Here is a 12,088-nt window from a genome sequence, read left to right as displayed (position 1 = left end):
GTGATGAAAGACAACCGCAGCGGTTCACAAGTCCTCTACGGCTTCCTTCCACAGCAGACCGGTGACCTGCGAGGCGGCATCTACCGCACCGTCGAGTGGAAAGACCCCATCCGCGTCGACGTCGACGACACCGTCATCCGCCGCAGACTGATCGAACAAATCAACGGTTGGTCTTTCCGCGGGGACGACGCGGGCATCGCTCGCGGCTTACACGCCGGCCACCCAATCGAGGTCGTCGAGGTCAACCCCGACCGTGGCGTACGCGTCGAGCGTTTCCCCAACGTCTACATTTGCCGTGCCTGCCGCGTCGTGGAAGATCGCCGACACCCCAAATGTCCGGTCTGCGGAGCCAAGGACAGCTGGGATCAGCTGCACTTCGTCGGCTACCACGAATGCGGGATGCTCGAAGCGCCTACCATCCCACGCTGCCCGATCCATAATTTGTGCCGCATGCCATACCAGAAAAGTATGGAAGCTTCCCGCATCCGGTTCGTCTGCCCCATCTGCGACAGGCCAACCCGCCAAGGAATGGGCTTCCGGAAATGCCCATGCGGTCGATCATGGAACAACACTCGCAGCAACCCGACGATGCTCGTCTACAACATTCACCGAGCATCCACCGTATACACCCCCCAGACCTTCACCTTGATCAACCCACGGAACCGCAAACGAATGGCCGAGATCACCGAAGCCGGCGGCCCCCGTCGCGCCCTTGCCTGGGCCATCGGCGGGTTCGTCTCACTCAAACCGGGATCCGACAAGCCAACCAGGTCATCGGCCATTGACAACTTCATGAGTCAGGGCTATTCACGCTCCAGCGCGGAGGCCATGGCCGCCATCGCCAGCTCCGCCGGCGAACTCGCTCCCGAGGAGGAAATCGGCCGCCTCGCGAGCGCGCCAGCCAGCCGGATCGAGGCCACTGAACGCGAGGCGGTGGAAATCGCCCTGGCCACGATTGAGTCACGTATTCGAATCACTGACCTGACTCGACCCGAAACACCAGACCACGCCCGCGTCACCTACCAACAAGACTATCCGACCGCCATAAACAGGGCCGGCCTCGAAGCCATCGACCTCGTCGACAAATTTCCAGTCCTTCGGGCCGTCTACGGCTTCACGCGAGGCGGCCTCGAACCTGGCAAGGGACGCCTCAACCTGTTCCCAGGCCGCCGCGGCACCCGCGTCTACGCCGACCCCCAAGAATCCGAAGCCCTCATGTTCCGCCTCGACCCGCAGCGCGTCCTCACCTGGCTCAACCGCCGCAGCCACGCCCTACCCCACCCTGTCAACGCGAGTGACGCCCGGGCCATCGTCGCCGGCCAGGTGGTCGCGCCCGACCGCTTCACCGACGAACCCGACGCGACCCCCGCCGGCCGCGACCTACTCGAGCTCGTGCACTCCTACGCCCACCGCGTCATCCGTCAGCTATCCGTCTTCGCCGGCGTCGACCGCGAAAGCCTCGGCGAATACCTCGTACCCAGCCACGCCACCTTCTTCATCTACGCCGCGACGCGTGGAGACTTCGTCCTCGGAGGCGTGCAAGCCGTCTACGAGAACAACCTCCACCACTTCCTCAATGCCTTCATGGCCGCCGAGACCCGATGCGCCCTCGACCCGGCGTGTCGCCGCCACGGCGGCGCCTGCCACGCCTGCCTTCACCTCGGCGAGCCGGTCTGCGACCGCTTCAATCACTACCTCGACCGAGCGACGCTGTTCGGCCACGACGGCTACCTCGCCACCCACATCTAGCCTTTCGGCCGTGACAGAGAGGGCGCCAGCCGGAGATGACCACCACAACAACCACCACGAGCAAGCGCATCGCTCCGCAGGCGTACGAGGCGCTGGCGGAGGCACTCGCTGTGATTCACTGGAATAAGCAGCCGTTCGAGACATATCTCCGCCGCCACCTTCACGACCACCCCGAGCTGCTCGCACGCCTTGACTTCACCCAGACGAAACGCGTCGTCGCCGCAACCTTGGTCGACCTACTTCAGAGCGCAAGCGCCTACGACGAGACGACTCTCACGATGATGACCGAGATCGCCGAGATGACAACCTTCCCAAACCTCGCCCGGCAGACTGACGCCGCTGAACGAATCGCGTTCGCCCGCAGCGCGGTAAGCGTCCTCGCCGGCCTGACGAGTCAGTACCGACGCGACCTCCATCAGAGGGAGCGCCTCCGGGCGACCCGCGAAGCAGAGGCCCAAGCCGCCGAGGCCAAGAGACTACATACCCGTGCGATGTCTTCCATCAAGGGGAACTTCCTTGACCTGCACGAAGCAACTGACCCTCATAGGAGGGGCCGCCGTTTCGAATACATCCTAAATCGCCTGTTCGAACTACACGACATGGAGCCGAGGCTCGGCTATACGGTAGCCGGCGAGCAGATCGACGGATCGCTTCACTTCGATACCGATGACTACCTCGTCGAGGCCAAGTGGTGGAAACATCCCGTCGACCGGGCCGAGGCGGACGTGTTCGCCGCCAAGATTTGCCGCAAAGGTCGCAACACCCTAGGCATTTTTATCGCCGTCAACGGCTTTACCGAAGGCTTCCTCCACGCAACCCACTCAGGCGGAACGCCCTTTATAACCGTCGACGGCGACGATCTCTTCCACGTCCTAGACGGCCGCGTCTACTTGCCGGAAATACTTCGCGCAAAGCGTCGTCACCTCAACGACACCGGCAGCTGCTGGTGTCCAGCGAGATATGCTTGAAACCGGTGGACCGACGGAAGGGGGCACCTTCCCGGTCAGCGGTTGAGGATTGCAGTTGAAGGCTGACGTTGGCGCGTCTCGCGAGAAGCAAGGCGAACCGTTTTGCGACCGGAAAGCGTCCAAGTCCTACCCGATGCCGAATCGCCTGCAGCCTGGATCTCGGAACACCGAGACCCAACGAGGATAGTGAACGATCGTCCAGTTCGTATGGCTTATCTTCCCATTCTTCGCGGATTATCGCGTATCGTGGATCGCCTACTCCTCGGCCTCACTGTCAACCGCGAGCGTATCCTCGGGCAGCGCCGTGCTTTCAACGATTGCCGCGATCGCGCGAGCAACTCGCCCTTCGATGCTCAAGAGGGACTCCTCATTCCCGGGCAATTTCATGGCGGCGGGTCGCCCTGGGTGCAGGGTGTCCCAGGTTGACCGCTTCTGATCCTTCCGTCCGCCTCCCGGAGAATTGTTACCAAAGCCCTCAAGTACTACGTTCCAAAGTGGCGTGAATCGCTGGAGCAAGCCAGCCTCGCCCAAAGGCACCCAGACATCACGGACAGGCATGTACCGCACGCGAAAATCGTCAAGATCCAACCCGCTGACCGCCTTTACGGAGCCGCGATGTGTGCCGATTCTCTTATATAGAACCTTATTGCCCCCATCCCGGAGCTTCCCGCGCCTACTCGAGCTAACCGAAGACTTACCTACATAGATCGGCACAGCATGCGGGCCCAGGTCAAGCTGTTCCTCGCACCCGCCGCGCTTACAAAATTGCACAAATGGTTGATATAGAGGAAAATTCCCCACGTAGTACAGTGCGTAGATTCCCGACCCCTCGAAAGAGGGGAGACGGCGTAGCGGGTGAACCGGCTGGCTAGTTAAAGCTTCAGCTACGCCCCTGGCGAGGTTCTTTTCATCCAGGGGGTTATAGAAGCCATTATCGTCAAGAAGCTCTTCCGGGCGTAGGTCGACCACTCGACCAGGCTAGACGAGTCCCGCAACCTGGCCTCGGGCAAGACAGCGTACCGGCGTTTTGAACTGAGTGGCGGCGGAGTTCGCCACAGAACGCCATGTCACCGACAAGCAGCGTGAGCCCCTCAGGGACCAGGGCCGGCTCGACTCGGCGCACTCAGCGAAGCCGGCGCAACGGTCGCCCACCACGTCAGGCTGGACGCGGTCACGGCGGTTCGATCGGTCCGTTTCTGGCCTACGTCGAAGATCCACGCGACCACGATGCATAAACAAGCGCCGGCGAGTTGACTGGGAAATTTTGATGCCGACCCAGCGCCGCGCGCCGAGAGTGTCGGCGGATGCCGACAACCAAACTCCGACAAAACTTCGACACTGTGGTCCTGCCACGCTCTGATGCCGCGATCGACAATGGGCATCTGACGCGGCTGTCCGATCTCGCGGCGGCCATCGGCCGCACTGTTGCTTGGCCAGGTGGTCGGCGCAGCTCGGCCGGCCCGGACGATTGCCTCCAGCGGCAGATATCGTCTGCACGCGACGTGACTGCACGTCTATACGAGACCGGGGGTTAGCGATGGTTGACAGCGACGAGGCCAAAGCCGCCCGCCGCGAGCTCGGCCGTCGGCTCGCGCAGTTGCGTAGGGCTGGCGGTCACACCCAGCACGACTTGGCGCGGCTCGTGCAGTACGGCCGCAGCACTGTGGCAAACACGGAGACCGGTCACCAGCACCCGGACCGTGCCTTCTGGGCGCGCTGCGACAGTGTGCTGCAGGCCGGTGGCACGCTCGTCAGTGAGTACGACCGCATCACCGAGCTGAACCGTCAACGACAACGCTCATCGGCGATTCAGGAGGCTAGGAGCACGTCGGGGCCGGCAACGCCGACCGATGCTGGCCACGACGCCTTTGGAGCGAACGGCGGTGCTGTTCTGTGGGAACGCGAGGACGGCATCGATGCCCGCCGGCTGGCGCTGAAGTCTTCCATCGATGACAACATTCGTCTTGCCTATCTAGAAAACGAGGTCCGGCAGGCAATCGCCGACAACGAGCGCCTCACTCCGGTAATCCTTATAGTGCGTATGCGACGGCTGCGCTCATATGTCGATCAGCTCATGGCAGGCCAGCAGCACCCACCGCAGCGCGCCCGGCTCTACGCCGTCGCCGCTCACTTGTCCGGACTTCTCGGCGCACTTGCCCTTGACCTCGGCGCATTCGGTGCGGCGCACGCCTACGCTGCCGAAGCGTTCGACCTCGCCGAGGCTGCCGAGCAGTCCGACGCGCAAGCCTGGGCACGGGCCACGCAAAGCCTGATCGCCTTCTACGCCGGTGACTACCATGACGCGCTGGCCTACGCCCAGGACGGCCTGCGCCGTGGCGGCACCAGCGGGCACCGCATCCGCCTCACTATCAACGGTCAGGCGCGGGCCCTTGCCCGCCTCGGCGACCGTTACGGCGTCGATCGTGCCGTCGACCACGCTTTCACCATGCTGTCCGACTACCCGGCCTGCTCGTCGGTCAGCGCTAGTCTCGCCCTCGGCCCGTACTGCCCGGCCAGGACTGCGGCCAACGCGGCGACCGCCTACCTGGCGCTCGGCCGCACCGCAGGTGTCGCCAACCATCTGACCACCGCGATCACGGCGTTCGACACCGCAGGGTTGGCTGGCCCGCGTGCGCTATGCCGCCTCGACTTGGCCACCGCGCACCTGCACGCCGACAACCCTGACCCCGAGGAAGCAGGCGCCCTGGCTGTGGAGGCGCTCACCCTCACCGCGGACCAGCGTTTCGAATCGGTCAACCAACGCGCCCGTCAGTTCCTCGCGGTCGCCCACCCCTTCGCTCGCCACCCGCAGCTACGGCATGTAGCCGACCTGGTCGCCGAACGCGCACAGGTCGCTGCCACCGGACAGGCCGCTCTACCATCGCTGCCATGAGCAGCCGGGAACTGGCCAGCCTGCACCAGCGCTGGGCCGCCTACCAAGACCTGCCCGAGCTCACCAACCACTGGTACTGGCGCCCGGGCTGGCGGGCCGACCGCCAGTTCTACACGTGGCACCTCACCTTCGAACATCAACCTGAACTCCATCACCTCGTCACCGACGTGCAGCGCCAACTCGCTCTGCCCGGACTGGACTCGGTGCCGCTCGACGGGCTCCACCTGACCATGCAAGGTCTCGGCTTCACCGACGAGGTCACCATCAGGGACCTTGAAGCAGTCGTCGCCGAAACCCGGCGACGTTGCGCCGGCCTGCCGCCGCTGGAGTTGTTGCTTGGGCCGGTCGATCCCGACGCCGAAGGAATCGGCTTGCTCGTCCGTCCCTGGGACCGCGTAGAACACCTCCGCGCCACCATCCGAGGTGCCATCGGCTCGGTATGGCAGACCGTGCCGGAGGCCTCAGATGGATTCCGGCCACATGTGACGATCGCCTACAGCGGCGGCCAGGCACCGACCGGACCAATCCGCACCCGCCTTAACCACCTCCGCCACCAACAACCCGCCCGGGTGACCATCCGACAAGCATCGTTGATTGCGCTACGTCGAGAACACCGCAACTACCGGTGGACAACGGTGGCGACTACGCCCCTTGGTGCGTGAGGCGTTCGACGCGGGCGAGAAGCCGTGGCAGGACGGGGCGATAAAGTCGACCCGGGACAGGTCGGACCCGGCGGCATTCGAGGAGACGAAGCAATGGGCGCGTGCAGGTTGCACCCTTCGGTGAACTGCACCAACGGCTTGCGCCCGTCGCCTCCGACAGAGGTGCGGAAGTAGCAGGGCGAGCCGTCGGTGCCGACGACCAGGCGCTTCACGAGAATCTTCCTGCAGTAGGTGATGGGCGGCTGGCGCTGATACGCGAGGGTGTCCCGAGCAGATCCAGTGCGCCCTGGAGTTGCCGGAGGACGACTTGGGTATGGCGCCGATCGGCGGAGGCAGGGTGGTGGCCAGCGGCGGCGGTAGTGAGCAGCCACCAGGCCGCCCACACCCGGTGCCAGCCCAGCGCCCATCGGGCAGCGGAAAGCCCGCCCCGGTCGGCTTCGGCATCGGGGTGGCCGCCTGCGGCGACGTAGGCGTGAATGAGTTTGCTGAGGAGTCGGGGTTCGGTTGGTCTGCGGGTGCCGAACCAGGTGGCCAGGTCGAGTAGGCCCGGTCCGGTGAACGCCTTGGCCCAGTCAACGAGGCGGCAGTCCGTGGGGCTGACGTGCAGCGAAGTGCGGTGGAATTCGCCGTGGCACAGCCCGAACGGTGGTCGCTCGGCACCGTCGGCTCGGTGTCGGGCGGTGAAGGCGAGTCGCTGCAGCACCGCTTCAATCCCTTCCGCATCGTGGGCGAAGCGCCCTTGCCGACGGAGCTCGTCTAACGCGTCCAGACCTTGCCCTGGTAGCCGCGCCAAGCCCTCTTCATCGAAGGTCCGGAGGTTGTGGATGCCGGCAATGGCGTGAGCCCACTGAGCCGTGCCGGCAGCCTCCGCGAGCGTCGCGGTCCGGCTCGGCTCGCCAAGGTCCTCCATCAGCATGCCCAGACCATTAGGGCGCATTGTGTAGCCGTTAAGCAGCGGAACTGGGGCTTGCTGGTCGTTGAGCGCACGAAGGACGGTCGCTTCGCCCGTGAACGGTCCGGTGGCGATCTTGCAGATCAGGCTGCCGCCATCGGGGAAGACCCAGCGCTCGACTGAGGACAGCTCCCAGGTCTGGATGACGTGTCGCCGTGTCGGTACCCGTCGTGATGCGGCGAGCAGGTCACCTCGTAGCTGCGTGCGGAGCTTCTCGTCGAGTTCGTCGCTACTCACCGCGAACCCGCTCGCTGTGCAGCAGCAGTGGCGCGCTCGAGCGGCGTGAGGGCTGCGTCGAGATGCGCCGACATGCTGGCGGGCAGCCGAGGATGTGCGGCGCGTTGGAAGGCCCGGAAGTGCGGCAGTAGCCCGCACAGCACCGGGCGCCGGTCAAAAAAGGCCGGTGCGTTGCCCGTGCTTTGGGCCCGGCGTAGCAGCGAGGTCAGCGCGACGATTTTGTCGGCGGTGGAGGCAACTAGCACCGGTTGGTCGTCGACGCGGATGGGCGGGTCGGGTTCATCAAGGGCGCGGTGTTCGGCCTGAAGGGCGGCGATGATCCGGGCGACCTCGCTCCCGTAGTTGGCGGTGAGGGTCTGGTAGACGGGCGCTTCTGCGGGGGCGAATTCCGGTGCGTCGTGTAGGAGTGCGGCGATGATGACGTCCTGTGCTGGGGCGGGGACGTGTTGCCCGATGGTCACTGCGACGCGCAGCGCGTGGACCAGGGCTGGTCGGTCGTCGATGGTGTGTCCCGCGCACCACGTTCGAGTGTCGCAAAGGGCGCGTTCGATCGCGGCAGGGCGGGGAGGCGATAAGACCGTCATACCCTGGTACCTCCTGATTGCCGTAGGATCGACGGCATGCCGGGGCCCCTTCCGCAATGGTGTGAACAGACCTGCGTGGTGTGTCCGGCTCAGCAGCTCGGGCCGGGCCAGTTCGATGTGATCGACCGGCCGGGACCCGAATTCGCGTACCGACCTGACCTGGGGTGGCGGGCAACTGCGGACGGTGTCGCTGTTTGCGTTCATCCGTTCCGGGTGGGCCTTCCCGCCGGCCGGTACGCCTCGGACGGGGAACTGGTCCCCGATCACGCGCCCCGACCGGCGCCGACAGCGGCGGCGCTGGAGTTGCCCGCCGACGTGGTCGATCTGGATGGTTGGCTCGTAGCCGTCTTGCGGCAGGCACCCGCCGAAGGGATCTTCGCCGCTGTTGCCCGCGCCGAGCGGCTGGCCGCCGAACGGTTCGGAGCGAAGGAAGCGGTAACGGCCCTGCGGCGGGTGCTGTCGGTGGAGTTGGCTAACCGCTGACCCCGGTGGCGAGCGGCTCGTTCCGGTCGAAGTCGAAGTCGTGGCTGCGTCCATCCCGGCCGAGGCCGGCGGCCTGGTAGCGCTCGTTGAGCAGGCCGAGACGTCGATTCACCTCGGCCGCGTCCAGCCAGTACCGCAGTGGTTGCTCTCCCCACCCAGCGGCGGCGTAGTAGGCGTCGGTGATGCCGCCGCGGGTGTAGGTGAACTCCTCCAACTCGGTGGCATGGGGGAAGGTGACGCCCAGGTCGCGCTGCAGGCGCGTCATCAGCGTGAACTGGGCTAGCACGGCGTGGATCATCTCGTCCACCGGCGCCGGCACCAGCAGTTCAGCGGTGCGCTCGTCGCCGTCGGAAAGTTCGAACACGGCAGCTTTGAGCGCCAGCACGCGCAGCGCTTCGTCTAGCAGCGGAGCGGCATCACGTTCTAGCGACCAACGGCTGATTGCCGGGTAGCCGGTGAATGTAGCCCAGCAGGTGGAGTACTTCATCGACGAGCTCTGCAGCCGGCCGTAGGCCGGGTGCGCCTGCATCTTGTCGAGGATCTCGGCGGCCCGACGGCCAACCCTTCTGGCCTCCGGCATGGATGGACTGGTCATGGTGCATGCCCTCCAAGGGGTCGTGGACACGGCAGACCGTCACGCCGCATCGCGGCTGCGGTCCCTCATCGCCCGCGACATCGACGCGGGCGCTGACTCAAACATCAGAAGTCGTCGGCGGCCGTGTCGATAAGGGCTGCCGTTCATCTCCGACATTCTGCTGACATCTATCTACGGCGGATGTTGGCGATGCCGGAATTGTCAGCGGATTGTCAGAACCGCTTGGCAGGACTGGCCGACATTGATCAATTTCGTCTTAGGTCGCTCTATGCCGGCGTCATCGCCGCCGCTGCGCTTAGTCACCAGCCAGCGATGCCAACTCACCGAGGGAAGGTTCGCCGTGCCTGCTGCCAAGAGGCTCATGCCCGTCCTGATCCCACCGCTGGTGGCGCATCCGGTCATCGCGCCGCAACCACTGGCGTCCATCGGCCGGCAACTCTCCGCCGACGGGCCTGTCCACCAGTAGGTGCATCGATGGCCTGCTTCACTCGGTCGGCGTATTTGGCAGACGCAATATTCCGTTCACTGATTATTGAAACCCGCGGAGGACGTTGTGTACGAGCAGAATTTGGCCCGCTATGGATACCGCCAGGAGTTGTCTCGTCAGTTGAGGTTCCGGGATTTGGTCGCGTATGGGTTGGTGTACATGGTGCCGATCGCGCCGATGGCGATCTTCGGCAGTGTGTACGCCGGCTCCGGCGGGATGGTCGCTCTGTCGTACGCGGTCGGTGTGGTGGCGCTGGTGTTCACGGCGTTCTCCTACGCGCAGATGGTGCGGGCGTTCCCGATGTCGGGCAGCGTCTACAACTACGCGGGCCGGGGCATCAGCCCGCCGGTCGGTTTCCTGGCCGGCTGGGTGATCCTCCTCGATTACGTCCTCGTGCCAGGGCTGTTGTATCTGGTGGCGTCGGTGGCGATGCACGCGACAGTCCCGGCGGTGCCGGTGTGGCTGTGGCTCCTCGGGTTCGTCGCGGTCAACACGATCGTCAACTCGGTCGGCATCCGCATGACCGCGGTGGTCACCCGGGTGATGCTTATCGGCGAGCTGATCGTGCTGGCGGTGTTCCTGGCCGTCGCCGGCTGGGCCCTTGCCTCGGGTAGGGGCCGGTTCAGCTGGGCGGCGTTCTACAACTCCGACACCTTCACCTGGTCGGTGGTGGCCGGTGCGGTGTCGATCGCCGTGCTGTCCTTCCTCGGTTTCGACGGCATCTCGATGTTGGCCGAGGAAACCAAGGGCGGCTCCCGGCAGATCGGCCGCGCGATGGCCGCGGTTCTCGTCTTGGCGGGGGTGCTATTCGTAGCGCAGACATGGCTCGCGGCGATGCTCGTCCCCGACCCGGGTGTGCTTCTCGCCGAGGGTGATCCGAACGGGACCGCGTTCTACGACGCCGCAGCTTCGGCTGGTGGGGGGTCGCTGGCGACGCTGTGCGCAGTCGCGACAGCCATCGCGTGGGGATTACCGAACTCGATGGTCGCGCAAGTCGCCACCTCTCGGCTGCTGTACGCGATGGCTCGGGACCGGCAGTTGCCGGCGTTTTTGGCGAAGGTGTCGATCCGGCGCAACGTGCCGATCAACGCGACGCTGCTCACCGGGGCGGTGTCCCTGGCGCTGGGTCTGTACATGGCGACCCGTTCGGATGGGATCACGCTGCTGTCGTCGCTGATCAACTTCGGGGCGATGGTCGCGTTCCTGGTCCTGCACGTCTCGGTCGTGGTGCATCACCTCATCCGGGCGCGCAGCGGGAACTGGTGGGCGCACCTGGTCATGCCCGCGATCGGCTTCGCCATCTTGGTGTGGGTGGTGGTCAACGCCAACATTGCCGCTCAGCGCCTCGGCCTGGCGTGGCTCGCCCTCGGCGTCATCGTCCTGGCTGGCCTGTACTTGTCCGGCCGCCGACCTGCCCTGTCGGGGTTGGCGCCCGCGCAGCCGCAGGCACGTCCCGTGGAGCGGGTGTGACCGGCATGGATACGTTCACCTACCGGCCGGCTCGGGACGAGCTGGCGTACACCTTCGGCGGTCGGATGCCGGTGGCGCATGTGCGCGGCGGTGACGTGTTCGCCGTCGTGACGGAGGACTGCTTCGGTGGTCTCGTTCGGGGGCCGGCGGACCTGCCGTCGCAGGTGTGCCTGCCGTACCTCAATCCGGTGTCCGGGCCGTTCTTCGTCGAGGACGCCGAGCCCGGCGACACCCTCGCCGTCCACCTCGCCGCCATCACCCCGGCGCGGGACTGGGGTGTGTCCTCGACGTTCCCGCACTTCGGGGCACTGACGTCCACCACTCACACCGCCACCCTGCAGCCGCCGCTTGAAGAGCGGGTTTGGGTGTACGGCATCGACCGGCGGGCCGGGACCATCCGGTTTCAGGCAACGCGCAGCGACCACACCGTGGACCTGCCGCTGGAACCGATGATCGGCACGATCGGTGTCGCCCCCGGCGGGTTCGAGGCCCGCTCCACCCTCGTGCCCGACACCCACGGCGGGAACCTCGACACCCCGCACCTGCGCGCAGGCACCACCCTCTACCTCGGCGTGAACGTCCACGGGGCGATGCTGGCCCTCGGCGACGGGCACGCCCGCCAGGGCGAGGGCGAGGCCTGCGGCGTCGGCGTAGAGATCGCCACGACCACCACCCTCGCCATCGACGTCATCAAAGGCGTCACCACACGCTGGCCGCGGTTGGAAACCGACCAGGACATCCTGACCATCGGGTGCGCGAGGCCCCTGGAAGACGCCTACCGCATCGCCCAGCACGACCTCGTCGGCTGGGCCAGCGCCCTGACCGGCCTGGAAACCCTGGACGCCTACCAGCTCGTGTCGCAGGCAGGCAGGGCGCCGATCGGCAACGTGTGCGACCCCAACTACACCGTCCTCGCCGCCGTCGACAAGACCCTTCTCCCCGCCGCCAGACGGGCGTATGGCGGGGCACACGGGCGGCTGCGGCGGCTCACCGCCGGGTTGCAGTAGG

Annotated in this window: 11 protein-coding genes; 7 read left to right on the top strand and 4 right to left on the bottom strand. The window is 65.8% G+C overall.

The window, feature by feature from the left end; all coding sequences use genetic code 11:
- Positions 1 to 3 precede the first annotated feature (3 nt).
- Together AB0877_RS07040 and AB0877_RS07035 are read left to right on the top strand one after the other, a co-directional pair.
- Positions 4 to 1,749 (top strand): hypothetical protein, encoded by a 1,746-nt coding sequence (locus AB0877_RS07040; protein WP_366607407.1) that lies wholly within the window; start codon positions 4 to 6, stop codon positions 1,747 to 1,749.
- A gap of 35 nt (positions 1,750 to 1,784) precedes the next feature.
- Positions 1,785 to 2,717, top strand: a complete 933-nt coding sequence (locus tag AB0877_RS07035) for a restriction endonuclease (RefSeq protein WP_366607405.1) — start codon at positions 1,785 to 1,787, stop codon at positions 2,715 to 2,717.
- 255 nt (positions 2,718 to 2,972) lie between these two features.
- Here the strand turns inward: AB0877_RS07035 and AB0877_RS07030 are convergent, their stop codons facing one another.
- Entirely contained in the window at positions 2,973 to 3,686 is a 714-nt protein-coding gene (locus tag AB0877_RS07030; protein WP_366607404.1) for an Eco29kI family restriction endonuclease, read from the bottom strand.
- Positions 3,687 to 4,254: 568 nt separating this feature from the next.
- On the opposite strand from AB0877_RS07030, the gene AB0877_RS07025 reads away from it, so the two are divergent.
- Together AB0877_RS07025 and AB0877_RS07020 are read left to right on the top strand one after the other, a co-directional pair.
- The gene (locus AB0877_RS07025) at positions 4,255 to 5,610 is read left to right on the top strand and encodes a helix-turn-helix transcriptional regulator (protein ID WP_366607402.1); all 1,356 of its coding nucleotides are present in this window, start codon (positions 4,255 to 4,257) and stop codon (positions 5,608 to 5,610) included.
- Positions 5,607 to 6,272, top strand: coding sequence for a 2'-5' RNA ligase family protein (locus AB0877_RS07020; RefSeq protein WP_366607400.1), 666 nt, complete (start codon positions 5,607 to 5,609; stop codon positions 6,270 to 6,272). Before AB0877_RS07025 ends, AB0877_RS07020 begins: the two co-directional genes overlap by 4 nt.
- Positions 6,273 to 6,480: 208 nt before the next feature.
- Here AB0877_RS07020 and AB0877_RS07015 read toward each other — a convergent pair whose 3' ends face one another.
- Together AB0877_RS07015 and AB0877_RS07010 are read right to left on the bottom strand one after the other, a co-directional pair.
- Positions 6,481 to 7,461 carry an aminoglycoside phosphotransferase gene (locus AB0877_RS07015; protein WP_366607399.1) on the bottom strand — a complete coding sequence of 327 codons (981 nt, stop codon included), beginning with the start codon at positions 7,459 to 7,461 and terminating at the stop codon, positions 6,481 to 6,483.
- Positions 7,458 to 8,045, bottom strand: coding sequence for an HD domain-containing protein (locus AB0877_RS07010; protein WP_366607397.1), 588 nt, complete (start codon positions 8,043 to 8,045; stop codon positions 7,458 to 7,460). The genes AB0877_RS07015 and AB0877_RS07010 overlap by 4 nt, the downstream gene beginning before the upstream one ends.
- A gap of 213 nt (positions 8,046 to 8,258) precedes the next feature.
- Between AB0877_RS07010 and AB0877_RS07005 the strand changes: the two genes are divergently transcribed.
- Entirely contained in the window at positions 8,259 to 8,528 is a 270-nt protein-coding gene (locus tag AB0877_RS07005; RefSeq protein ID WP_355424820.1) for a hypothetical protein, read from the top strand.
- On the opposite strand, the gene AB0877_RS07000 is transcribed toward AB0877_RS07005, so the two are convergent.
- A complete protein-coding gene (locus AB0877_RS07000) occupies positions 8,518 to 9,108 on the bottom strand; it encodes a hypothetical protein (RefSeq protein ID WP_366607395.1) in 591 nt (196 codons plus the stop codon). The two genes, AB0877_RS07005 and AB0877_RS07000, sit on opposite strands and share 11 nt — an antisense overlap.
- A gap of 568 nt (positions 9,109 to 9,676) precedes the next feature.
- On the opposite strand from AB0877_RS07000, the gene AB0877_RS06995 reads away from it, so the two are divergent.
- Together AB0877_RS06995 and AB0877_RS06990 are read left to right on the top strand one after the other, a co-directional pair.
- Entirely contained in the window at positions 9,677 to 11,080 is a 1,404-nt protein-coding gene (locus AB0877_RS06995) for an APC family permease (protein WP_366607393.1), read from the top strand.
- Positions 11,077 to 12,087, top strand: a complete 1,011-nt coding sequence (locus AB0877_RS06990; RefSeq protein WP_366607392.1) for an acetamidase/formamidase family protein — start codon at positions 11,077 to 11,079, stop codon at positions 12,085 to 12,087. The genes AB0877_RS06995 and AB0877_RS06990 overlap by 4 nt, the downstream gene beginning before the upstream one ends.
- Position 12,088 lies beyond the last annotated feature (1 nt).

Origin of the sequence: Micromonospora sp. NPDC047644, from assembly GCF_040704315.1 — a bacterium.
Lineage (GTDB): Bacteria > Actinomycetota > Actinomycetes > Mycobacteriales > Micromonosporaceae > Micromonospora.
The sequence above is the reverse complement of the archived record's forward strand: the minus strand, read 5'-3'. Positions and strand labels throughout refer to the sequence as shown.